The 23,398-nt window shown below is 60.1% G+C and carries 17 protein-coding genes; 7 read left to right on the top strand and 10 right to left on the bottom strand.

The features are described 5' to 3' along the window. The first annotated feature begins 27 nt into the window (after positions 1-27). The 3 genes from glnD to MKR05_RS22110 all read left to right on the top strand — a co-directional run bounded on the left by glnD (position 28) and on the right by MKR05_RS22110 (position 4,040). Positions 28-2,691, top strand: coding sequence for a bifunctional uridylyltransferase/uridylyl-removing protein GlnD (gene glnD / locus MKR05_RS22100; RefSeq protein ID WP_023292044.1), 2,664 nt, complete (start codon positions 28-30; stop codon positions 2,689-2,691). 30 nt (positions 2,692-2,721) lie between these two features. Next, the gene (gene dapD / locus MKR05_RS22105; protein WP_002889295.1) at positions 2,722-3,546 is read left to right on the top strand and encodes a 2,3,4,5-tetrahydropyridine-2,6-dicarboxylate N-succinyltransferase; all 825 of its coding nucleotides are present in this window, start codon (positions 2,722-2,724) and stop codon (positions 3,544-3,546) included. Positions 3,547-3,653: 107 nt separating this feature from the next. Next, positions 3,654-4,040: a DUF3461 family protein gene (locus MKR05_RS22110; RefSeq protein WP_002889292.1), complete on the top strand. Its 387-nt coding sequence runs from the start codon at positions 3,654-3,656 to the stop codon at positions 4,038-4,040. 118 nt (positions 4,041-4,158) lie between these two features. Here MKR05_RS22110 and cdaR read toward each other — a convergent pair whose 3' ends face one another. The 3 genes from cdaR to dgt all read right to left on the bottom strand — a co-directional run bounded on the left by cdaR (position 4,159) and on the right by dgt (position 8,565). Continuing rightward, entirely contained in the window at positions 4,159-5,316 is a 1,158-nt protein-coding gene (gene cdaR, locus MKR05_RS22115; RefSeq protein ID WP_050533898.1) for a DNA-binding transcriptional regulator CdaR, read from the bottom strand. Between the two features lie 166 nt (positions 5,317-5,482). Next, complete coding sequence (gene degP / locus MKR05_RS22120; RefSeq protein WP_023292042.1) at positions 5,483-6,916, bottom strand: serine endoprotease DegP; 1,434 nt, start codon at positions 6,914-6,916, stop codon at positions 5,483-5,485. A 134-nt stretch (positions 6,917-7,050) separates the two neighbouring features. Then, entirely contained in the window at positions 7,051-8,565 is a 1,515-nt protein-coding gene (gene dgt, locus MKR05_RS22125; protein ID WP_101989704.1) for a dGTPase, read from the bottom strand. An 83-nt stretch (positions 8,566-8,648) separates the two neighbouring features. Between dgt and mtnN the strand changes: the two genes are divergently transcribed. The 3 genes from mtnN to MKR05_RS22140 are packed head-to-tail and all read left to right on the top strand — an operon-like array spanning position 8,649 to position 10,803. After that, positions 8,649-9,347 carry a 5'-methylthioadenosine/S-adenosylhomocysteine nucleosidase gene (mtnN, locus tag MKR05_RS22130; protein WP_101989705.1) on the top strand — a complete coding sequence of 233 codons (699 nt, stop codon included), beginning with the start codon at positions 8,649-8,651 and terminating at the stop codon, positions 9,345-9,347. Then, positions 9,340-10,140, top strand: coding sequence for a vitamin B12 ABC transporter substrate-binding protein BtuF (gene btuF / locus MKR05_RS22135; protein WP_044521079.1), 801 nt, complete (start codon positions 9,340-9,342; stop codon positions 10,138-10,140). Before mtnN ends, btuF begins: the two co-directional genes overlap by 8 nt. 36 nt (positions 10,141-10,176) lie before the next feature. Next, the gene (locus MKR05_RS22140) at positions 10,177-10,803 is read left to right on the top strand and encodes a TRIC cation channel family protein (protein WP_023292038.1); all 627 of its coding nucleotides are present in this window, start codon (positions 10,177-10,179) and stop codon (positions 10,801-10,803) included. A gap of 82 nt (positions 10,804-10,885) precedes the next feature. Here MKR05_RS22140 and erpA read toward each other — a convergent pair whose 3' ends face one another. Together erpA and clcA are read right to left on the bottom strand one after the other, a co-directional pair. Continuing rightward, a complete protein-coding gene (gene erpA, locus MKR05_RS22145) occupies positions 10,886-11,230 on the bottom strand; it encodes an iron-sulfur cluster insertion protein ErpA (protein ID WP_002889275.1) in 345 nt (114 codons plus the stop codon). Positions 11,231-11,311: 81 nt separating this feature from the next. Beyond that, complete coding sequence (clcA, locus tag MKR05_RS22150) at positions 11,312-12,730, bottom strand: H(+)/Cl(-) exchange transporter ClcA (protein ID WP_032429103.1); 1,419 nt, start codon at positions 12,728-12,730, stop codon at positions 11,312-11,314. A 180-nt stretch (positions 12,731-12,910) separates the two neighbouring features. Here clcA and hemL point away from each other — a divergent pair, with 180 nt between their 5' ends. Then, positions 12,911-14,191 carry a glutamate-1-semialdehyde 2,1-aminomutase gene (gene hemL / locus MKR05_RS22155; RefSeq protein WP_017900647.1) on the top strand — a complete coding sequence of 427 codons (1,281 nt, stop codon included), beginning with the start codon at positions 12,911-12,913 and terminating at the stop codon, positions 14,189-14,191. Positions 14,192-14,414: 223 nt separating this feature from the next. Here hemL and fhuB read toward each other — a convergent pair whose 3' ends face one another. The 5 genes from fhuB to mrcB form a co-directional block, all read right to left on the bottom strand. Next, complete coding sequence (fhuB, locus tag MKR05_RS22160) at positions 14,415-16,397, bottom strand: Fe(3+)-hydroxamate ABC transporter permease FhuB (RefSeq protein ID WP_101989308.1); 1,983 nt, start codon at positions 16,395-16,397, stop codon at positions 14,415-14,417. Continuing rightward, the gene (gene fhuD, locus MKR05_RS22165; protein ID WP_048296729.1) at positions 16,394-17,284 is read right to left on the bottom strand and encodes a Fe(3+)-hydroxamate ABC transporter substrate-binding protein FhuD; all 891 of its coding nucleotides are present in this window, start codon (positions 17,282-17,284) and stop codon (positions 16,394-16,396) included. The genes fhuB and fhuD overlap by 4 nt, the downstream gene beginning before the upstream one ends. Further along, positions 17,284-18,081, bottom strand: coding sequence for a Fe3+-hydroxamate ABC transporter ATP-binding protein FhuC (gene fhuC, locus MKR05_RS22170; protein ID WP_032452785.1), 798 nt, complete (start codon positions 18,079-18,081; stop codon positions 17,284-17,286). Before fhuC ends, fhuD begins: the two co-directional genes overlap by 1 nt. Positions 18,082-18,126: 45 nt before the next feature. Beyond that, complete coding sequence (fhuA, locus tag MKR05_RS22175; RefSeq protein ID WP_048296727.1) at positions 18,127-20,334, bottom strand: ferrichrome porin FhuA; 2,208 nt, start codon at positions 20,332-20,334, stop codon at positions 18,127-18,129. Between the two features lie 234 nt (positions 20,335-20,568). Beyond that, positions 20,569-23,118 (bottom strand): bifunctional glycosyl transferase/transpeptidase, encoded by a 2,550-nt coding sequence (gene mrcB, locus MKR05_RS22180; protein ID WP_048296725.1) that lies wholly within the window; start codon positions 23,116-23,118, stop codon positions 20,569-20,571. Positions 23,119-23,398: the final 280 nt, after the last annotated feature.

Here is a 23,398-nt window from a genome sequence, read left to right on the forward strand (position 1 = left end):
TAGATAGTTTTTTCTTATGGTGACGCGATGAGCAACTCATTACCTGACACAGCCTCCCCCCTTCTGCCCATCCCGCCGGAACATCCGGTGAGCTGGCCGCAGGGCGATCTGAACTGTGCTGCAATTAAGGCGCACATCGATACCTTTCAGCACTGGCTGGGCGAGGCGTTTGACGCCGGTATCGCCGCGGAGCAGCTCATTGCGGCGCGCACCGAATTTATCGACCAGTTGCTGCAGCGGTTGTGGATCGCCTGCGGCTTTGAATCCGTCTGCGACCTGGCGCTGGTGGCCGTCGGCGGCTATGGCCGCGGCGAGCTGCATCCGCTCTCTGACGTCGATCTGCTGATCCTCAGCCGCAAAAAGCTGCCGGACGACCAGGCGCAAAAGGTCGGCGAACTGCTGACGCTGCTGTGGGACGTCAAACTGGAGGTAGGCCACAGCGTGCGCACTCTCGAAGAGTGTCTGCTGGAAGGGCTTTCGGATCTCACCGTCGCCACCAACTTAATCGAATCGCGCCTGCTGATCGGCGACGTCGCGCTGTTCCTTGAACTGCAAAAACATATTTTTAGCGACGGCTTCTGGCCATCAGAAAAGTTCTTCGCCGCGAAAGTCGAAGAGCAGAACGTCCGTCATCAACGCTATCACGGCACCAGCTATAACCTCGAGCCGGACGTGAAAAGCAGCCCCGGCGGCCTGCGCGATATCCATACGCTACAGTGGGTGGCTCGCCGCCATTTCGGCGCCACCTCGATGGATGAGATGGTCGGCTTCGGTTTTCTGACCGAGGCCGAGCGCAATGAGCTCAACGAGTGTCTGCACCAGCTGTGGCGTATCCGCTTCGCGCTGCATCTCGAACTCACTCGCTATGACAACCGCCTGCTTTTCGACCGCCAGCTCAGCGTCGCCCGCCGACTCGGCTATGAAGGCGACGGCAACCAGCCGATTGAGCATATGATGAAGGACTTCTTCCGCGTCACCCGCCGGGTGAGCGAGCTGAACCAGATGCTGCTGCAGCTGTTTGAAGAGGCCATCCTCGCCCTGACCGAGGATGAAAAACCGCGCCCGATCGATGATGATTTCCAGCTGCGCGGCACGCTGATCGATCTGCGTGACGATACGCTGTTTATTCGCGAGCCGCAGGCCATTCTGCGCATGTTTTATATCATGGTGCGCAACAGCACCATCACCGGCATCTACTCCACGACGTTGCGCCATCTGCGCCACGCCCGCCGCCATCTGACCCAGCCGCTGTGCTATATCCCGGAGGCGCGCACGCTCTTTCTCAGCATGCTGCGCCATCAGGGGGCAGTGAGTCGCGGACTGCTGCCGATGCATCGTCACAGCGTGCTGTGGGCCTATATGCCGCAGTGGTCCCATATCGTCGGCCAGATGCAGTTCGACCTGTTTCACGCCTACACCGTCGATGAACACACCATCCGCGTGATGCTCAAGCTGGAGAGCTTTGCTAAAGAAGAAACCCGTAGCCGCCACCCGCTGTGCGTGGAACTGTGGCCGCGCTTAACGCACCCGGAGCTGATTTTAATCGCCGCCCTGTTCCACGACATCGCCAAAGGGCGCGGCGGCGACCACTCGATCCTCGGCGCGCAGGATGTGCTGAAATTTGCCGAACTGCACGGGCTGAACTCCCGTGAAACGCAGCTGGTCGCCTGGCTGGTGCGTCACCACCTGCTGATGTCGGTCACCGCCCAGCGGCGCGATATTCAGGATCCGGAGGTGATTAAGCAGTTCGCCGAGGAGGTGCAAACGGAAAATCGCCTGCGCTATCTGGTGTGCCTGACCGTGGCCGATATCTGCGCCACCAACGAAACTCTGTGGAACAGCTGGAAGCAGAGCCTGCTGCGCGAACTCTATTTCGCCACTGAAAAACAGCTGCGTCGCGGCATGCAAAGCACCCCGGACATGCGCGAACGGGTGCGTCACCATCAGCTGCAGGCGCTGGCCCTGCTGCGGATGGACAATATTAATGAAGAGGCGCTGCATCAAATCTGGAACCGCTGTCGCGCCAACTATTTCGTGCGACATACGCCGACGCAGCTCGCCTGGCACGCCCGCAACCTGCTGCGCCACGATCTGAATAAGCCGATGATCCTCCTGAGCTCGCAGGCCACTCGCGGCGGAACGGAGATTTTTATCTGGAGCCCGGATCGCCCTTACCTGTTCGCCGCGGTGTGTGGCGAACTGGACCGTCGCAACCTCAGCGTCCACGACGCGCAGATCTTCACCACCCGCGACGGCATGGCGATGGATACCTTTATCGTCCTTGAGCCTGACGGCAGTCCGCTGTCCGCCGACCGCCACGAGGCGATCCGCCAGGGTCTGGAACAGACCATCACCCAGCGCAGTTGGGAGCCCCCGGCGCCCCGTCGTCAGGCGGCAAAGCTGCGTCATTTTTCGGTGGACACCGAGGTGAATTTCCTGCCGACCCATACCGATCGCAAATCGTTTCTCGAGCTGATTGCCCTTGACCAGCCCGGGCTGCTCGCCCGCGTCGGTCAGGTGTTCGCCGACCTCGGAATTTCGCTTCACGGGGCGCGAATTACGACAATTGGTGAGCGAGTAGAAGATTTATTTATAATCGCTACCGCCGACCGGCGTGCCCTTAATAATGAGCTGCAACAAGAAGTGCAACAACGGTTGACAGCGGCCCTCAATCCAAACGATAAAGGGTGACGTATTTTTTTTAGTGAATGGAAAGAAACAATGCAGCAGTTACAGAACGTTATTGAGTCCGCCTTCGAGCGTCGCGCCGACATCACGCCGGCCAATGTGGATACCGTGACCCGCGAAGCGGTTAACCAGGTTATTGCCCTTCTGGATTCCGGCGCGCTGCGCGTCGCTGAGAAGATCGACGGTCAGTGGGTGACGCATCAGTGGCTGAAGAAGGCGGTACTGCTCTCTTTCCGTATTAACGATAACCAGGTTATCGATGGTGCGGAAAGCCGCTACTTCGATAAAGTACCGATGAAATTCGCTGACTATGACGAAGCGCGTTTCCAGAAAGAAGGTTTCCGCGTGGTGCCGCCGGCAGCGGTGCGCCAGGGCGCGTTCATCGCCCGCAACACTGTGCTGATGCCGTCCTACGTTAACATCGGCGCCTACGTTGACGAAGGCACCATGGTTGACACCTGGGCCACCGTCGGCTCCTGCGCGCAGATCGGTAAAAACGTTCACCTGTCCGGCGGCGTCGGCATCGGTGGCGTACTGGAGCCGCTGCAGGCGAACCCGACCATCATCGAAGATAACTGCTTCATCGGCGCGCGCTCTGAAGTAGTTGAAGGGGTGATTGTCGAAGAAGGCTCCGTGATCTCCATGGGCGTTTACCTGGGTCAGAGCACCAAAATCTACGATCGCGAAACCGGCGAAGTCTTCTACGGCCGCGTGCCGGCTGGCTCGGTAGTGGTGTCAGGCAACCTGCCGTCGAAAGATGGTAAATACAGTCTGTACTGCGCAGTGATCGTGAAGAAAGTCGATGCTAAAACTCGCGGCAAGGTCGGCATTAACGAACTGCTGCGTACCATCGACTAAAGCAAATAAAAAGCGGGAGATATCCCGCTTTTTTGATATTTGATGCTGGCGAGAATGGATTTTTTCGTTAATTATTCAATGGTTATGATGCTATCAAAGGTACCGTTATGTACGATAATCTGAAAAGTCTTGGCATTACCAACCCTGATGAGATCGATCGCTATAGCCTGCGGCAGGAAGCTAACAACGACATTCTGAAAATCTATTTTCAGAAAGACAAAGGCGAATTCTTCGCCAAGAGCGTGAAGTTCAAATATCCGCGTCAGCGCAAAACCGTCGTCGCCGACGGCGTCGGCCAGGGCTACAAAGAGGTCCAGGAGATCAGCCCCAATCTGCGCTACGTCATCGATGAGCTGGATCAGATCTGCCAGCGCGATCGCACTGAAATCGATCTCAAGCGTAAAATCCTCGACGATTTACGCCATCTGGAAAGCGTGGTCACCAATAAGATCAGCGAAATCGAAGCCGATCTGGAAAAGCTCACCCGTAAGTAAGCGCATCCCCGGCGGCGCGTCGCCTGACCGGGCTGGCGGTATCAAACCGCTACCGACAGCATGCATCGTCCAGGCCGGGTATGGCGAGTCGCTACCCGGCATTTTTTACCTCCACGCCTTAGCGTTGTTCATCCAGCTGCAGCGCGATATACAGCAGCAGCCGGTCGTCAAAGCTGCCAAGATCCAGCCCCGTCAGCTCCGAGATACGATTCAACCGGTACTCCAGCGTATTGCGATGAATAAACAGGGCCTTCGACGTCGCCAGCGGCTGCACGTTATGGCGAAACCACGCCTGCAGCGTTCGCCGCAGCAGCCCGTTGTTATCCATTGTCTTGAGACGCGCCAGCGGACGGGCCAGCTCATTGGCCTGCCAGCCGCCGCGCAGGCTGTCAAGCAGCACCGGCAGCATCAGATCCTGATAGAAATAGCAGCGGCTCTCCGGCATCCGCTGCTTGCCCACCATCATCGTCGTGCGAGCGGTACGGTAAGAGCGGGCGATACTCCCGGGACCGGTGAAGAAGTTGCCCAACGCCACGCGGAAACGGAGCTGGCCATTCTCTTTCATCCTGGCGATAAGCTGCTCGACGCGCCGGACATGATCGTCGGCGTCCCAGCGGCCAAAGCTGTTCAGCGCCGGTTTCAGCACCACCATTTCCGTGAGCGAGACAATGGCCACGAGATTATGGCGATCGGGCGTGGTCAGCGCGTTCTGCAGCTGCTGTAGTTCCGCCATCGCGCTGTCTACGCCGAGCTGGCCGCTGTCCACCTCAATCATCGCCACCACGCGCGGCTGATTCAGGTCGATGCCTAATCGCTGAGCCCATTCGTTCAGCGCCGGGGTATGCTCTTCCGCCTGAATCAGGTTCATCACCAACTCTTCGCGCAGACGGCTGTCCTGCGCCAGGAGATGCATCAGTCGCGACTGCTCCAGCATCATCTCTGCCGTCATGCACACCAGCTCGCCATATTTTCGCAGCGACTCCGGCTCGCCGGTCAGGCCGATCACCCCGACGATCTCCCCCTCCAGGCGCAGCGGCAGGTTAATGCCCTGGCGCACCCCGTGCAGATGGCGAGCCACCGCGTCGTCGATATCCACCACCCGCCCCTGGGAAAGCACCAGCAGCGCGCCTTCGTGCAATTCACCAATCCTTTCCCGATCGCCGCTGCCAATAATCCGCCCGCGGGCATCCATCACGTTGATGTTGGTATCGATGATGCGCATCGTCCGCGCCACAATATCCTGCGCCATTTTGGTATCGAGATGCCAGCCAGCCATGTAATCCTCCCCTTTGCAGGGCACCAGCATAAAAGAGTCGTCGCCCTGCTGCATTGTGCATATGCCCGAAGCCCGGATGAGATATGTGGAGTTGTGGAAGCGGTCACAGAACGAAAAAAAGCCCCTGCCCTCGGCGAGGGAAGGGGCTGGGATCAAGCGCTGACGATTACTGCAGCAGCAGGTAGATAGAGGCGTCGCCGCGCTGAATGTTCAGCGCCAGCACGGACGGTTTGGCGTCGAAGATTTTCCGCAGATCGGCGATGTTTTTCACCGGCTGCTGGTTGGCCCCGACAATGATGTCGCCTTTCTTGAGGCCAATCTGCGCCGCCGGGGTGCCGGCTTTCACATTATTGACCACCACGCCTTTGTCCTGACCCTTGTTGCTCATTTCCGCCCCTTCAATCCCGTTGAAGATGGTGCTGGAGTCAACCTGGGTCTGGTTACTCTGCTGCAGTTCGACGGTGACGGTCACCGGTTTGCCATCGCGCAGCAGGCCAAGCTCAACCTTGCTGCCGATAGGCATGGTGCCGACCTGAGCACGCAGCGCGGCGAAGCTGCTGATCGCCTTCCCGTTGAGGGAGGTGATCACGTCGCCGGCTTTAATGCCCGCTTTCGCGGCCGCCGATCCCGGCATCACCTGGCTGACGAAGGCGCCGCGCTGGGCGTCGACTTTCATCGCTTTCGCCAGCTCAGAGTTCAGTTCGGTGCCCATGATGCCGAGCTCGCCGCGTTTCACCTGGCCATATTTCACCATCTGCTCGGTCAGGTTTTTCACCATGTTGCTCGGTATAGCAAAACCGATACCGATGTTGCCGCCGTCCGGCGCCAGAATGGCGGTGTTGATGCCGATCAGCTCGCCGTTGAGATTCACCAGCGCGCCGCCGGAGTTCCCGCGGTTAATCGCCGCATCGGTCTGGATAAAGTTTTCGTAGTTTTCCACGTTCAGGCCGCTACGACCCAGCGCGGAAACAATCCCGGAGGTCACGGTTTCGCCCAGACCGAACGGGTTACCGATAGCCACGGTGTAGTCGCCGACGCGCAGCGCGTCAGAGTCGGCAAGCTTAATTGCCGTCAGGTTTTTCGGATCCTGAATCTGAATCAGCGCGATATCAGAGCGCGGGTCTTTACCCACGACTTTGGCATCAAACTTACGACCATCGCTCAGCTGGACCTTAATCGTGGTGGCGTTGTCCACGACGTGGTTGTTGGTCACCACATACCCTTTGGCCGCATCAATAATCACGCCGGAGCCCAGCGCCATGAATTTCTGCTGCTGGCCGCCGTCAGGCTGACCGCCCTGTCCGCCGCCCTGGCAAAACGGCGAACTCTGGAATGGAGAACCATCCTGGCAGAACGGCGAGTTATCGCCAAAGAACTGCTGGAAGTTACGCGGCATCCGTGGGGTATTAACGGTGGTGCTACCTTCAACGTTAATGCTCACCACCGACGGCATCACTTTCTCCAGCATCGGGGCCAGGCTTGGCATCTGCTGCGCGTTAGTGGCCGAAGATGCCGTTTCCGCCGCGCTCGCAGAGAGCGGGGACAATGCCAGACCTAAACTCAGAGCCAGTGCACTCATTGCTAACGTGGTTTTTTTCATCAGTTTCAATCTCAATATCAGAAAACGAAAGTTGCTGTGTACGTGACTATCAGAGTCATTTTATAGCGCTAAGTTCCGGAATTAAGTTTCTGGAAAAAGTAAAAATTTATTGTCCATCTTTACAAAACTCCAGCCTATTCCACCGCCATCAGTCGTCGATATTCATCCCACGCATATAAATCCGTCATCCCGCTGATATAATCCTGAATCAGACGGCAGCGATAATAGTATTCCATCAGCGCAAATTCAGGCGCTGTGCGCGCGAGCTTATTTACCGCTTCCACATAGGCCAGCCGGTGGCGGGTTGAAAGTTTCTGATACAGTCGGGAGGCAATGGGTAAACGCCGTACCCGCTCCTGTGCCACTAATTCGCTGAAATCCTCCAGTGATAATTTCAGCAGCGGCTGATAGATATCCAGCAGGCCGCTGATCACCCGGTAGCCCTGCAATTCCAGCTGCTCGACATCCGGATGGCTAAACACCTGTTTCATCGCCACATTTTTATAAAGCTCCAGCAGCTGACTGCAATCGCTGTCGTCCTCGAGCAGCGCATGATTAAAGTCGCCCGTAAAGATGGCCGGCAGGTTGTCAATAAATCGGCGCGCCGCGTAGGGCACCAGCTTATTCAGCGTGTTCACCCGCAAATACATAAAAAACTGATCTTCCGCGCTCTGCTTCAGGGAATTGGCTCGTGATTTCTCCCAGGCATTTTCCACCACCTGCGAGAATAACGATCCTTTTTCATGGCTGCCCCAGGCGTCGTAAAGATGCTGATAAAGCTGCTCAGCGCTGAAAATACGTTTTTCCACCGCGTCCTCGAGATCCGCGACGCAATATGAGATGTCATCCGCGGCTTCCATAATCCAGGTTAATGGGAACCGATTGTAAGGTGCCAGATCCAGTTCTTTACGCAGGCGCGCTACATACTCCTCTTCGGCTAAATAGTAGCCAGGCTTCTTCATTAAATAACTGTGGCTGGCTGGCGTCGCCTCGGACCACCACGCCGGACGAGTATATTTCAGAATACAGCCGACCTGCGCCCAGGTCAGATTCATGCGCATCAGCGTATGGACCAGACGAATGCCCTGGGCGTTGCCCTCAAAGCAGCAGAGATCCTGGCGCACTTTGCGGCGCAGCGCGTTAAGCGACGTTTCCCCCTCCTGCAGGCGTAATGCCTGCACTTCACAGCGATCGTCGGTCAGCGGCTGCCCGAGCGCATCGCCGGGCGCCAGACGCTGGCGGAACCAGTCGTTAATCGCCGCCTCGCCAAAATGGCCAAACGGCGGGTTGCCGATATCGTGCATCAGGCAGGCCATCTCCACGACGCTCTCGAATGGCCCGGTCAGCTCTTCCAGGCCATACTCTTCCAGCAGCCTCTGCTCTTTCAGCCGGCTCAGTACCTCTTTGGCGATATAACGCCCCACCTGCTGCACCTCCAGCGAGTGGGTCAGACGGGTACGCACCGCTGCGTTGCGCTCCAGCGGGAAGACCTGAGTTTTTTGCTGTAAGCGACGGATGGCCGGCGAGTTGACGATCCGTCCCCGATCGCTTTCGAAGATCCGCAGGATGTCGTGCTCCGTCTCGACACGCGGCGGCGAACGGAAGCGTCGACGCCAGTTTATCTTGTTGCGAAAATCAATCTTTGCCATAGCCTCTCCCGCGCGAGCAATACGCTTCCCCTTAAGCGCATGATAGACTATGCAACTAAACCTGACACATCGCGAGTAAATCTATGAAAATTGGCATTATTGGCGCTATGGAAGAGGAAGTTACCCTTCTGCGCGACAAAATCGAAAACCGCCAGACTATCACTATTGGCGGGAGCGAAATCTATACCGGCCAACTTCACGGCGTTGACGTCGCGCTGCTGAAGTCTGGTATCGGCAAAGTGGCGGCGGCGATGGGCGCGACCCTGCTGCTGGAGCGTTGCCAGCCTGACGTGATCATTAATACCGGCTCAGCCGGCGGCCTGGCGTCGACGCTGAAGGTCGGCGATATCGTCGTCTCCGATGAAGCGCGCTACCACGACGCCGACGTCACCGCCTTCGGTTATGAGTACGGCCAGCTGCCTGGCTGCCCGGCGGGCTTTAAAGCGGACGAAAAACTGGTGGCCGCCGCGGAGAGCTGCATTAACGCGTTAGATCTCAATGCCATTCGCGGCCTGATCGTCAGCGGCGATGCCTTCATTAACGGCTCTGTCGGTCTGGCGAAGATCCGCCATAATTTCCCGCAGGCGATCGCTGTGGAAATGGAAGCGACCGCTATCGCTCACGTTTGCCATAACTTTAAGGTTCCCTTCGTGGTGGTTCGCGCCATCTCCGATGTGGCCGACCAGCAGTCTCACCTCAGCTTTGAGGAGTTCCTTGCGGTCGCCGCCCGACAGTCCACCCTGATGGTGGAGAATCTGGTCCAGAACCTGGCACGTGGCTAAGTCGCTCTCCTTCGCGCTTGCCGCGCTGCTGTTACTCGCCCCGGCGTGGCTGCTGGCCGCGCCGCGGGTGATCGCCCTCTCCCCCGCCAATACCGAACTGGCCTTTGCCGCCGGGATCACGCCGGTCGGCGTCAGTAGCTATTCCGATTATCCGCCGCAGGCCAAAACGATTGAGCAGGTTGCCAGCTGGCAGGGGATGAACCTGGAGCGCATCGTAGCGTTAAAGCCAGACCTGGTGCTGGCCTGGCGCGGCGGTAATGCCGAACGTCAGGTTAACCAGCTGCAGTCGCTGGGGATCCACGTCCTCTGGGTGCAGACTTCGACCATCGAAGAGATCATCGCCACCCTGCGTCAACTGGCGAAGTGGAGCCCGCAGCCGGAAAAAGCGCAGCAGGCGGCGCAGGCGATGCAGCAGGAATACGATGCGCTGAAAGCGCGCTATGCCAGCGCGCCGAAGAAACGCGTCTTCCTGCAGTTCGGTTCCGCCCCGCTGTTCACCAGCGGCCCCGGCTCGATTCAGGATCAAGTGCTGAGGCTGTGCGGCGGCGAGAATATCTTTGCCGCCAGCCGCGTTCCCTGGCCGCAGGTGAGCCGCGAACAGGTGCTGGCCCGTCAGCCGCAGGCGATTGTGGTGACCGGCGACGCCAGCCGCATCGCCGAGGCGCAGCGCTTTTGGCAACATCAGCTCACCATTTCGTTGATTGCGTTACACAGCGACTGGTTTGAACGCGCAAGCCCACGTATTATCCTCGCCGCCAAACAACTTTGTGCGGCGCTCGACCAGGTAAAATAACCATCCGGTAAAGCGGATGTTCAGTGGGAATCAACGATGCTTGTCTATTGGCTGGATATTATTGGCACGGCCGTTTTCGCGATCTCCGGCGTTCTGCTGGCCGGAAAATTACGCATGGACCCGTTTGGCGTGCTGGTGTTAGGCGTGGTGACGGCGGTGGGCGGCGGAACCATCCGCGACATGGCGCTGGCGAATGGCCCGGTATTCTGGGTCAAAGATCCCACCGATCTGGTGGTGGCGATGGTCACCAGCATGTTGACCATCCTGCTGGTCCGCCAGCCGCGCCGGCTGCCGAAATGGATCCTGCCGGTGCTCGACGCCGTCGGTTTAGCGGTGTTTGTCGGCATCGGCGTCAATAAAGCCTTTCTCGCCGGCAGCGGCCCGCTGGTAGCGGTATGCATGGGGGTGGTGACCGGCGTTGGCGGCGGGATAATCCGCGACGTGCTGGCGCGCGAAATTCCTATGATTCTGCGCACCGAGATCTACGCCACCGCCTGTATTGTCGGCGGCATTGTCCACGCCACCGCGCACGACACCTTCCATCTCCCGCTGGAGAATTCGGCGATGATGGGGATGGTGGTGACCCTGGCGATCCGGCTGGCGGCGATCCGCTGGCATCTGAAGCTGCCGACATTTGCCCTGGACGATAACGGACGGTCATAAAAGCAAAACGGTAACCCTGAGGTTACCGTTTTTAGCGTTGGCGCCCTCTCGCTGCGAGAAAAAGCCCCCTGCCGCGCTCGCTTTAAACGCTGAACGAGGACCCGCAGCCGCAGGTGCTTTTCGCGTTCGGGTTGGTCACGATAAAGCGCGAACCTTCCAGCCCTTCGGTATAGTCGACAGAGCCGCCGACCAGGTACTGCAGGCTCATCGGGTCAACCACCAGGCCGACACCCTGTTTCTCAATGGTCATATCCCCTTCGTTCACCTGATCGTCGAAGGTGAAGCCATACTGGAAACCGCTGCAACCGCCGCCGGTGATATACACGCGCAGTTTCAGGTTCGGATTATCTTCATCCGCAATCAGGTGTTTTACTTTATTGGCTGCGGCTTCGGTAAACTCCAGCGGCAACGCTACGTCATCACTCATTTTTTGCTCCCATTGATACTTCCGGCCGGTTAAAGAATAACCGGACCTTTTGAGCCATTATCTAATACCCTGGTAAATCGTTCAAGTATTCTCCCGGGGTGCCTGCTGCGCTTTTGCCGCCTGCTCGGCCTCCTGCTTCGCCAGAGTACGTTGCAGAATGGTCGAATACAAAGGCTTACCGCCGAGGAATTGCGCCAGTAGTGTTGCGCCAAGGCAGGTAATAATCATTGGCAAAATGAGCTGATAGTTATCGGTCATCTCCAGCACCAGCACAATCCCGGTCAGCGGCGCGCGCACCGAGGCGGCGAGCAGCGCCCCCATGCCGGCGATGGCGAAGGTGCCGGCATCGAGATGGTAGGACGGAAACAGCGGAATAGCCGCCATGCCGAACGCCGTGCCCAGCAGCGTGCCAAGCGCCAGCATCGGAGCGAAAATGCCGCCCGGCGCGCCGGAAGAGAAGCAGATCAGCGTGGTCACCACGCGGGCAATAAAGATGAACAGCAGCAAACCGACGGAGAAGTTACCGGCGGCGGCGATGGGGATCAGGTTAAAGCCGCCCCCCACCGCGGAGGGCTGCATCAGCCCCAGCAGGCCGCAAAGCCCGCCGATGACCCCGCCAATTAACACCCATTTTTTGATGTTGCCGCCGTGAATGCGCTGGAACAGATCCTGGGTGCGTAGCACCAGAAAATTAAACAACGGGCCAAAGCAGCCAAACAGCATCCCCAGCACCAGGTACAGCCACAGGGTATTCACCGGGGCATTGCTCAGCTTGCCCACCTCTATAATTGCCGCCTCGCCGTTGAAAATGCGAAACACAATGCTCGACATGATCACGCCGGTAAATACCGCTTTAATGGAGATCAGGTTGTAGCGGAACTGCGGGCGCATCTCTTCGATGATAAACAGGATACCGGCCAGCGGCGCGTTAAAGGCCGCTGAGAGCCCCGACGCCGCACCGGTCGCCAGCAGCGTGTGCCGCGCTTCCGGACTGCGCATGCGGAAAATATCCAGCACCATGCGTCCAATGTTGCCGCCAAGCTGCACCATCGGCCCCTCGCGTCCCAGCACCATTCCGGCGCCCAGGGTCCCCATGCCGCCGATGAATTTCACCGGCAGCACGCGCCACCAGCGCACCGGCCGCAGCTCCTCCAGCGCCCCTTCGATTTCCGGGATCCCCGATCCGCCAGCCTCAGGCGCAAAGCGGCGCACGAGGAAATAGCCAACCATCGCCAGCAGCGCCGACAAGATAAACGCCAGCGGCCAGACCAGATACCAGTGGTCCGCCACCTGCGCCAGCGCGCCGATCCGCTGGTTCTGCACCCAGTTCACGCTCTTTTCAAACGCCACGCCCACCAGCCCGGCCAGCGTGCCGACCACCGCCGCCATAAACAGCACCGCCAGCGGCGTTTTATCGCGCTGAATCAAACGGCGCACTGCATCGCCGCGACGCACCCGCACGAACTGATGTGCTTCAAAAGAGGGAGTTTCTGCTTTCATGCCATTATCAATTATTGGTAATACAAATGAAGAGAGAGGCATTTTAGCCGCCCCGGCGCGCTGCGTCGTCAAAAAAATGCCCTTGCGGCACATTGTTTCAATTGGGCAAAACTTTCATAACCATCCTGGAATAACTTAGAATAGCCGATAAAACATTTTTCACGAACCAGGACCCTGGCCATGAGCAAATCTGAAAATCTGTACCACGCCGCGCGTGAACTGATCCCCGGCGGCGTTAACTCGCCGGTCCGCGCTTTCACCGGCGTCGGCGGCACCCCGCTGTTTATCGAACGCGCGGATGGCGCTTACCTCTATGACGTGGATGGGAAAGCCTATATCGATTATGTCGGCTCCTGGGGTCCGATGGTGCTGGGCCACAACCATCCGGCGATCCGCAACGCGGTGATCGAGGCGGCGTCCCGCGGCCTGAGCTTTGGCGCGCCGACCGAAATGGAAGTAAAAATGGCGGCGCTGGTGACCGAGCTGGTGCCGACCATGGATATGGTGCGCATGGTGAACTCCGGTACCGAAGCCACCATGAGCGCGATTCGCCTGGCGCGCGGCTTCACCGGCCGCGACAAGATCATCAAGTTCGAAGGCTGCTACCACGGCCATGCCGACTGCCTGCTGGTGAAAGCCGGTTCCGGCGCGCTGACCCTCGGCCAGCCGAACTCGCCGGGCGTGCCGGCTGATTTCGCCAAACATACCCTGACCTGCACCTATAACGACCTCGCCTCCGTGCGCGCGGCGTTCGAGCAGTATCCGCAGGATATCGCCTGCATCATCGTCGAGCCGGTCGCCGGGAACATGAACTGCATTCCGCCGCAGCCGGAGTTCCTGCCGGGCCTGCGCGCGTTGTGCGACGAATTTGGCGCCCTGCTGATCATCGACGAAGTGATGACCGGCTTCCGCGTGGCGCTGGCGGGCGCGCAGGCTTATTACGGCGTGGAGCCGGATCTGACCTGTCTCGGGAAAATCATCGGCGGCGGGATGCCGGTAGGCGCCTTCGGCGGCCGTCGCGAGGTGATGGACGCGCTGGCGCCCACCGGTCCGGTCTACCAGGCCGGAACCCTCTCCGGTAACCCGATCGCCATGGCCGCCGGCTTCGCCTGCTTAAGCGAAGTGGCGCAGCCGGGCGTGCATGAAACCCTCACCGAGCTGACCAACCAGCTGGCGCAAGGCCTGCTGGATGCGGCGCGTGACGCCGGGATCCCGCTGGTGGTCAATAACGTCGGCGGCATGTTCGGCATCTTCTTTACCGATGCCGAAACCGTCACCTGCTATCAGGACGTGGTGAAGTGCGATGTCGAACGCTTCAAGCGCTTCTTCCATCTGATGCTGGAGGAAGGCGTGTACCTGGCGCCGTCAGCGTTTGAGGCTGGCTTTATGTCCGTCGCCCACAGCGAAGAAGATATCGACAATACCATCGACGCCGCGCGTCGGGTATTTGCCAAACTGTAAGGTGCTTGAATGCCTGGTGACGCAGGGATTTTCCCGGATGCGGCGCATTGCGCCTTATCCGGGCTACCAAATCGCACCGCGCTGTAGCCCCGGTAAGCGATAGCGCCACCGGGGAGTTTCCCGGATGCGGCGCATTGCGCCTTATCCGGGCTACCAAATCGCACAGCACTGTAGCCCCGGTAAGCACTAGCGCCACCGGGGATGTTGAGGCCATCCGGGATCGTTAGCGGCTCTGCTTCCTCAGCAAATAGATAAAGTACGGCGCGCCGATAAAGGTCGACAGCAGCCCCGCCGGGATCTGGTACGGGAACATGATCATCCGTCCGCACCAGTCGGCGAAGACCAGCAGCAGCCCGCCAGTCAGTCCGGAGATCACCATATGCGGCAGCGTTCGCCGGAAGCCCATCATGCGCGCAATATGCGGCGCCATCAGCCCGACGAAGCTCAGCGGGCCGATGGTCAGCGTCGCCGCCGCCGTCAGGCAGGCCGCCAGCAGCAGCAGAACAATCCGCGATGACGTCAGCGCCATGCCCACCGCCCGCGCCGCCTCCCCGCCCAGCGGCAGGATGGTTAACCAGCGGCGACAGAGCGGCGCCAGCGCCAGCAGGACCAGCATCACCGCGCCGCTGCGTACCTCCCTCTCCGGCGTCGCGCTGTAGGTCGACCCCGAGATCCACGTCAGGATCTGCGCCATACGCGGATCGCCGCTGGCCTGCAGCATCATCAGCAGCATAGTGAAGGCGGTACTGAGCGCCATCCCCGCCAGCAGCATCCGATGCGGCGAGAAACCGCCCCGCCCGGCGGCCAGCATAATGATCAGCAAAGTGGCCGCCGCGCCAAGGCTCCCGGCCGGCAGCAGCCAGCCAAAGGCGTCGCCAGGCACGAAGAACAGCATCAGCACCACGCCAAAGGCGGCGCCGGAGCTGATGCCCAGCACTTCCGGGCTGGCCATCGGGTTGCCGGTCAGGCGCTGGATAATACAGCCGGCGACCGCCAGCATCACCCCGGCGAACAGCGCCGACAGCACCCGCGGCCAGCGCCAGGGCAGCAGTTGCTCCAGCAGATCGCCGTGAGCCCACAGCCAACCGTGGGCATCGCGACCAAAGGCCAGCGCCACGCTCATCGCCAGCAGCAGCAACGCGACGCCCCCGAGAACAAACCATTGCACGTGATAGCGCTCAGGCTGCACATTATCGCCGCCGTTCATCACCGGGGCGCTGATGCTGCGCAGCCGCGGCAGCAGCCACAGCAGCAGCGGCGCGCCGATCAGGGCGGTGACCGAGCCGGTGGAGACTTCCCGCCATACCCGGCTCAGCCAGAGGATCACCTGATCGGAAAGCCACAGGAGCAGCGCGCCGATCAGCGCCGCCAGCAGCAGCCGGGCCAGCAGTCGACGGGCGCCGAGCATTTTCGCCAGCAGCGGCGCGAACAGGCCGATAAAGCCGATAATCCCGACCGCGTTGACCAGCAGCGCGCTCATCACGATCGCCAGCGTCAGGGCGCCGAGGCGCGCCAGAGACAGCGCCAGCCCCAGGTTGCGCGCCACCCCGTCATCGAGCCCCATCAGAGTCAGCGGACGCAGCAGCAGCAGGGTGAGTATCGCCCCGCCCAGCAGTTGCGGCCACAGGCGCTGCGCCACGCTCCAGTCGGTTTGCGTCAGCGTCCCGGTGCTCCACAGGAACATGCTCTGCAGCTGGTCGTGATGGAAAATCACCATCAGCTGGTTAAGCGCCCCGCAGTAGAGGCTGACCACCAGGCCCGCCAGGATCAGCGTTACCGGCGACAGACGCTTGCCCCAGGAGACGCCAAACACCAGCGCACCCACCAGACAGGCCCCGGCCAGCGCGGCAAACTGCGACGCCAGCACGCCGGGGATGGCCCACAGCGTGGTGACCGTTATCCCCAGCTGCGCGCCGGTAGCGACGCCAAGGGTGGTCGGCTCCGCCAGCGGATTGCGCAGCACCTGCTGGAACAGTACGCCGACCAGTCCCAGCCCGGCCCCCACCAGCAGTGAAACGGCCACCCGCGGCAGCAGGCTGTAATGAAACAGCATCTGGGCAATCTGATCGCTATCCGGCTGCCGCAGCGCCTGCCGCCATTGCGCATAGGGCAAGGCGACATTGAGATTGACGATACTCAACGCGAAGGCGGCGACCAGCAGCGCGACCAGCAGGATACTGGCTAACGGTGAAATACGCGTATTCATGCCGGACTCCCCTGGGCCTCGGCCAGCACGCGGGCAAAATGCATCGCCGACAGCGTCGCGCCATAGAACCACACCGCCGGAACGCGCTGGAAGCGTCCCGCGCGCACGAACGGCATCGCCTGCCACAGCGGGGTCGCCAGCAGCTGGGTCATCTCCCGCTCGTTACCATGATCAAAACAGATCACATCGGCCTCGTTAAACGCCGCCAGCCGGTCGATGCCAACGCTGACGCTGCCCCAGAACGCCGCTTCGCCGCGCCAGGCGTTTTTAATACCAAAGCGGTCAAGCACCTCCTGGAACAGGCAGTTTTCGCCAAACACCAGAACGTGGCGCGGATCGAGCAGGGAGATCATCAGCAGCGGACGGTCGCCACGTCCGGCAAAGCGCGGCTTCAGGCTCGCCATCAGCGCCTCAAACTCCGCCAGGTGGCGCTGAGCCTGCTGCGGTTTGCCCAGCAGGTCAGCCATCTCCAGCAGCGAGCGCTGAGCCATCGCCAGCGGGCGTTTGCCGTCGCTAAAGGTGAATCCGCGACCGGGGGCGATACGCGCCAGCTTCTCCGGCGACGGGCCGTAGCCTGCTGACCAGACGATAAACGACGGTTTCATCTGCGTCAGCAGCTCAAGATTGGGTTCAGTGCGCAGACCGACATCGATCACCGAGTCGGGCAGCGCGGGCTCGTTCACCCACAGGCGATAGTTAGGGATATCGGCCACGCCGTAAGGCGTGACGCCCAGCGCCAGCAGCAGCTCCGCCGGCAGCCACTCCAGGGCGACCACACGCTGCGGGTCAACGTTCGCCGCCTGCACGCCGCGCATCTGCCACAGCAGCGGCGAGAGCGCCATCGCGGTCAGCAGGCGACGTCGGGTTATCTGAGTCGGGGTCATCATCAATAGACAAAGCTTACCGGCGCCGCGCCGGCCGGGTGCGGCAGGATCCCCATAGGGATGCCGTAGATTTGTTCCAGGGTGTCGCTGCGCATCAGTTCCGCCGGCGTCCCCTGGGCGATCATTTCCCCGCCGCGCAGGGCCACCAGATAGTCGCAGTAGCGGGCCGCCATATTAACGTCGTGCAGGACGGCGATCACCGTCAGGCCGCGCTGCTGGCTGAGACGATGCACCAGCGCGAGGACATCAACCTGATGGGCGATATCCAGCGCCGAGGTGGGTTCATCGAGCAGCAGACAGCGGCTATCCTGCGCCACCAGCATGGCGATCCACGCCCGCTGACGTTCGCCGCCGGAGAGGCTGTCCACCAGACGATGGGCGAGCGGCTTCAGCCCTACCAGCGCAATCGCCTCTTCCACTTTCTCGCGGTCCGCCGCGCCAAAGCGACCCAGCGCGCCGTGCCACGGATAGCGGCCGATCGCCACCAGCTCGCGCACCGTCATACCTTCGGCCGGCGGCAGCTGCTGCGGCAGATAGGCCACTTTGCGGGCAAAGGCTTTGCTGCCCCAGCTCTCCAGCGGCTGGCCGTCCAGCAGCACATCGCCTGCGGAAGGCGGCTGATGGCGGCCAAGCATTTTCAGTAACGTCGACTTGCCGGAGCCATTATGGCCGATCAGGCCTGTGACTTTTCCGGCCGGGAAGGTGAGCGAGAGCGGATGGAGCAACGTGCGGCCAGGCACACGGAAAGTGACGCGATCCAGCGCGAAGGTGGTTTCTGCGTGCGGAGTCTGTTCCTGCATAGCGATAACCTGATAAAGGGCGCGGCGAACCGCGCCCGTAGGTGGTTAGAAACGGAAGGTGGCGGTGGCGACGACCTGACGTCCGGCCCCCCAGTAGCAGGCGTATTCGCTGTAGCAACTGGAGACATATTCGCGGTCGAACAGGTTGTTGACGTTGACGCCGACCGACGAGCCCGGCAGGCCAAAGCGCGCCAGATCGTATTTCACCGTCGCATCCATCAGCGCATAACCGGCCACACTAAAGGCATCATTTTTCTTACCGGTGCTGGTGTCATTTTTGTAGTAGCTGACCGTTGAACCGATATAGCGCGCCCCGGCCCCAATCGTCAGACCGCTCAGCGCGGTTTCGTGGAAGGTATAATCCGCCCACAGGGAGGCCATGTTACGCGGCACTTCCGCCGGACGTTTGCCGTTGAACACCGTATCGTGAGTGTACTCCGCATCGGTGTAGCTGTAGGCTGCGGTGACGTTAATATTGGCGTTCACCGCCGCCTTCGCCTCCAGCTCAAGGCCACGGGAGCGGATTTCGCCGGTCTGGATGCTGAACGCCTGGTTAGCCGGATCCGCCGTCAGGTTCTTGTCTTTGGTCAGCTGATAGACCGCCGCGGTGACCACCACCGGCATATCTTTCGGCACATATTTCACGCCGGCTTCATACTGCTTACCGCGCGACGGATCGAACGGCTTACCGCTGCTGCTGGATCCCGATACCGGTTCAAACGATTCGCTGTAGCTGAAGTACGGAGAGATACCGTTATCGAACAGGTAGTTGATGCCGCCGCGCCAGCTGAACTGCTGGTCGTGGTTCTCCGCCAGGCTGTTGGTGGCGCGGGTTAACGTTGAGGTCGTGGCGTAATCGTAACGCCCGCCCAGGGTCATCACCCATTTATCCCACTCCATCTGATCCTGCGCGTAAAGGCCAGTCTGCTCCATCCGGTTGAGCACCGCGTACGGGAAGGTGACCTGAATATTCGGGTTGCCGTACTGCGGATTGTTCATGCTGATGGGATCCGCCGTCCCGTAGTCGGCATCCACATCGTTACGCATCCGCGAGTAGTCCACGCCGGTCAGCAGGGTATGGTTAACCGCGCCGGTGGCGAAATCAGACTGCAGCTGAGTATCAACGGTGAAGGTGTTCAGGTGCTCGTCGGAGCGCACATAGGCGCGATTCATGTAGCCCGGCGCGACATAGCCGTTGCCGTACACCGAACGATAGAGCGTATGCACATCGGCATAGCGCAGGTTCTGCCGCACGGTAAAGGTGTCATCGAACTGATGGGAGAAGCTGTAGCCCACCATCTTCTGGCGGCGGGAGATTTTATTATCCGCCTCGCCTTCGTTGAAATCCGTCGGCAGCTTGTGCGCCTTACCGTTGGCGTCGTAATACGGCACCACGGTGCCTTCGCGCGGCAGCCAGCCGTAGTAGCCCGCATCCGGATCATTCTGGAAGTTGCTCAGGAAGGTGAAGTCGGTTTTATCGTCCGGACGCCAGCTAAAGGAGGGCGCCACCGCGTAGCGGGTCGATTTCGCCATCTGCTGCTGGGCATCCTGGCTGCGGCCCAGGCCGGTCAGGCGGTAGGACCAGACGCCGGCATCATCAATGGCGTCGCTGAAGTCAAACCCGGTCTGCCACAGATTGTCGGTGCCCATCTTAAACTGCACTTCTTTCAGCGGCTCGGTGGTCGGGCGTTTGCTGACCATGCTGACGATACCGCCCGGGTTGCTGTTGCCGTACAGCACCGAGGTTGGCCCGCGCATCACTTCCACGCGCTCCAGGAAGTAAGGATCCATGGAGACTTCAGAGTAGTTATTCCCCTGCAGCTTCATGCCGTCCAGATACTGGTTGGTGTTGACGGTCGTCGAGGTGGTGAAGCCGCGAATGGTGACCACGTCATAGGTGGTCGAACTGCCGCGGGTGGAGAAGACGCTTGGCGTATAGGAGAGCGCCTCTTTTACCGTCGTCGGCTGACGCATCTCCATCTCCTGGCGCGTCACCACCGACACAGACTGCGGCGTTTTTTCAATCGGGGTATCGGTTTTCGTCGCCGTGGCGGAGCGTTTCGCCGCGATGGTCGGCGCCGGTCCCCAGGCGCTTTCCTGGGCGGCCGGGGCGGCAACGACGGTAATGGTTTCTTCTTGCTTCGGTTGTTCTGCTGCCTGTGCGTAGACAGACATGCCGCTAACCGCCGTGGCTACTACAGCTGCGACTTTACGCAGCGAGTGGTTTGGCTGAGCAGTTTTTGGACGCGCCATGGGTATATCTCTGATGAAAGTGAATGATAACGTAAACGAGAATTATTATTATGACGGGCGATATAATAGGCGAAACGTTGAAGGCAAGGCAAGCGATATGCCTGTCGCTGCGGGTTGAAGGCTGAATTAATAACCAGATAGTTATTATGGAGTTAAAGAGCCGTTAACTTTTTTACAGGCATAAAAAAACCCCTTAATACTTTCGTCTTAAGGGGTCTGGTCTTAGGGCTTAAATCAGTTACTGCCGAACATATCCTTGATCCAGCCCGCGACGCCGTCGCTCTTCTCCTGCTGCTTCGGCGGCTGCTGCTGCTGTTGCTGCTGTTGCTGCTGCTGCCCGGACTGATTGAACGGGTTGTTCGCTTCCTGCTGCTGCAACTGCTGCTGCTGCATCATCTCGCCCTGGCGGCACAGCGCATCCGGCTGCGTCGTCCATACCGGCAGCGAACGCATACCGCCGCTGCAGACGAAGTTGCCGTTGCTGTCCACGCCCATGTCGACCACGTCTTCAGGCGCCGTCAGCACCAGCGGCGTTGGCGTCTGGTTCGCCAGATAACGCTGATAAATCGACATCGCACCGCTGGCGCCGTACAGTTTGGTTGGCTGGTTATTATCGCGACCCACCCAGGTGATGGTCACCTGGCTACCGTCGATCCCGGCAAACCAGGTATCGACGTTATTGTTGGTGGTCCCGGTTTTCCCCGCCAGATGGAGGCCCGGATACTTCGCGCCCAGCTGACGACCCGTCCCGCGCTGCACCACCTGCTGCATGGTCCACAGCGTCATGTAGGCCGCCTGGGCAGGCACCGCGCGCTCCGCCTGCGGGTAGCTCTGATACAGCACCGTGCCATCTTCCGCAATCACTGACCGCAGGGCGGAGAGTGGCGCACGGTTGCCGCCGCTGGCGATGGTCTGGAAGGCCTGGGCCACTTCAATTGGCGTCAGGTTCAGCGCGCCAAGCAGCATCGCCGGCACGGCGTTGAGCTGATTCTTCGGCGCCCCCAGTTTGGTCCAGGTATCGACCACCGCCGGCAAGCCCAGCGCCATCCCGAGGTTAACCGTCGGCACGTTCATCGAACGGGTCAGGGCATCCACCAGCATCACCTGGCCGCTGAAGCGACGATCGTCGTTCTGCGGCGACCAGGTCTGGCCGTTGGACAGGCGAATAGTCACTGGCGCATCGGCGATCCACGTATTCAGGCGATACTGGTTCGGCTGGCTCAGCGCGGTCAGATAGGTCGCCGGCTTGGCCAGAGAACCAATCGACCGGCGGGCCTGCATCGCACGGTTGTAGCCGGCGAACTGCGGCTCCGCGCCGCCGACCATCGCCCGCACTTCACCGGTAAAGCGGTCCACCACCACCATGGCGGTTTCCAGATCTGCCAGCTTGCGCTGTTTCTTCAGTACCGGGATCCCTTCGGTGGCCGCTTTTTCCGCGGCATCCTGCGCCACCGAGTCGAAGGTCGTGAAGATCTTCACGCCGGAGAGATCTTTCACTTTATCGCCCAGCTTCGCCTGCAGCTCCTGACGCACCATCTGCATAAACGCCGGCTGTGGTGAAATCACTCCGCCGCGCGGCTGCACGCCCAGCGGACGCGCGCTCAGCATGTCGTACAGCTCCTGGTCGATGACCTGCTGCTGCTGCAGCAGACGCAGCACCAGATTGCGTCGCTCAAGGGCCAGTTTCGGGTTGCGCCACGGGTTATAGACCGACGCCCCTTTCACCATCCCCACCAGCAGCGCCTGCTGGTCGAGGCTCAGCTCTTCCACCGGACGGCCAAAGTAGTACAGGCTGGCCAGCGGGAAGCCGCGAATTTCGTTATCGCCGCTCTGACCGAGGTACACCTCGTTCATATACAGCTCAAGGATGCGATCCTTGCTGTAGCGGGCGTCGACGATCAGCGCCATGTACGCTTCGTTGGCTTTACGCCAGTAGGAGCGTTCGCTGGAGAGGAACAGGTTTTTCACCAGCTGCTGGGTCAGGGTACTTGCCCCCTGCACCGTCCGGCCTGCCGTCAGGTTCGCCAGCACCGCACGGCCGATGGAATAGAGGCTGATACCATCGTGCTCGTAGAAGTGGCGGTCTTCGGTCGCCAGCAGCGTATCCACCAGCAGGTCGGGGAAGCCGCTGCGCTTCACGAACAGACGCTGCTCGCCGTTCGGCGACTGCAGCATGGTGATAAGTCGCGGATCGAGGCGGAAGAAACCGAACTGGCGGTTGTTATCCATATTCTCGATGGTTTCCAGATGGTCGCCGTCGAAGGTCAGACGCGCGCGCACCTGCCCTTCTTTACTGTCCGGGAAATCGAACGGACGGCGGATCATCTCGATGCTGTTGGCCTGCACCGTATATTCGCCGGGACGCGTCATCGCGCTGACCTGACGATACTGGGTGGCGTTCAGCAGACGCACCATCTCGTTTTTGCTGATCTGCATGTCCGGCTCAAGGTTCACCATTCGGCCATAGACCGCGGCCGGCAGCTCCCAGACTTTACCGTCAATGCGGCTGCGGATTTTCTGGTCGAGGTAGACGCCATAGGCGGCAATCAGCACCGCGAAGACAATCCCCAGCTTGACCAGCAGCCACAGCCAGCTGCGCTTACGACGAGGCTTACCACCTTTGCCTTTGCCTTTTCTCGGCACCGGTTTCTCATCCTCATAATCATCGTCATCATACTCGTCGTCGTAGTCCTCTTCCCGGACCCGGCGACGGGTGACTTTCTGTTTTGTCGGACGTGAGGGTCTTCCCTTACGTCCGATAGGCTCGCGGTCATCTCCCGCCATGCTTTTTCTCCGCAACGTTCAGGCGCAAAGGCCTGATTCTCAATACTTCCCCTGTTCAGAGGAAGAAGAAATCTCTCAAATTAACGTCCTGGCTGCTTACCCTCGGGACGACAACCTGCTGGCGGGCAGAACGCGCCGCCCACCTTTCAAAGGGTTGGTTTGCTTCGTTTCACATGATACTAACAATAAAAATTCACCATAAAATCATTGTGTTAAACGCATCACTGGCAGAATGAGTCAGAACATAGCACGTAATGTTCAGGGCATACAGGATAGCACT

Source organism: Klebsiella sp. K5-204, from assembly GCF_030128585.1.
Lineage (GTDB): Bacteria > Pseudomonadota > Gammaproteobacteria > Enterobacterales > Enterobacteriaceae > Klebsiella > Klebsiella quasipneumoniae.

Bases quoted from the DNA above. Each gene is read 5' to 3' on its own strand.
- glnD (WP_023292044.1), top strand. From the start codon at position 28: ATGAGCAACTCATTACCTGACACAGCCTCCCCCCTTCTGCCCATCCCG.
- dapD (WP_002889295.1), top strand. From the start codon at position 2,722: ATGCAGCAGTTACAGAACGTTATTGAGTCCGCCTTCGAGCGTCGCGCC.
- MKR05_RS22110 (WP_002889292.1), top strand. From the start codon at position 3,654: ATGTACGATAATCTGAAAAGTCTTGGCATTACCAACCCTGATGAGATC.
- cdaR (WP_050533898.1), bottom strand. From the start codon at position 5,316: ATGGCTGGCTGGCATCTCGATACCAAAATGGCGCAGGATATTGTGGCG.
- degP (WP_023292042.1), bottom strand. From the start codon at position 6,916: ATGAAAAAAACCACGTTAGCAATGAGTGCACTGGCTCTGAGTTTAGGT.
- dgt (WP_101989704.1), bottom strand. From the start codon at position 8,565: ATGGCAAAGATTGATTTTCGCAACAAGATAAACTGGCGTCGACGCTTC.
- mtnN (WP_101989705.1), top strand. From the start codon at position 8,649: ATGAAAATTGGCATTATTGGCGCTATGGAAGAGGAAGTTACCCTTCTG.
- MKR05_RS22140 (WP_023292038.1), top strand. From the start codon at position 10,177: ATGCTTGTCTATTGGCTGGATATTATTGGCACGGCCGTTTTCGCGATC.
- erpA (WP_002889275.1), bottom strand. From the start codon at position 11,230: ATGAGTGATGACGTAGCGTTGCCGCTGGAGTTTACCGAAGCCGCAGCC.
- clcA (WP_032429103.1), bottom strand. From the start codon at position 12,730: ATGAAAGCAGAAACTCCCTCTTTTGAAGCACATCAGTTCGTGCGGGTG.
- hemL (WP_017900647.1), top strand. From the start codon at position 12,911: ATGAGCAAATCTGAAAATCTGTACCACGCCGCGCGTGAACTGATCCCC.
- fhuB (WP_101989308.1), bottom strand. From the start codon at position 16,397: ATGAATACGCGTATTTCACCGTTAGCCAGTATCCTGCTGGTCGCGCTG.
- fhuD (WP_048296729.1), bottom strand. From the start codon at position 17,284: ATGATGACCCCGACTCAGATAACCCGACGTCGCCTGCTGACCGCGATG.
- fhuC (WP_032452785.1), bottom strand. From the start codon at position 18,081: ATGCAGGAACAGACTCCGCACGCAGAAACCACCTTCGCGCTGGATCGC.
- fhuA (WP_048296727.1), bottom strand. From the start codon at position 20,334: ATGGCGCGTCCAAAAACTGCTCAGCCAAACCACTCGCTGCGTAAAGTC.
- mrcB (WP_048296725.1), bottom strand. From the start codon at position 23,118: ATGGCGGGAGATGACCGCGAGCCTATCGGACGTAAGGGAAGACCCTCA.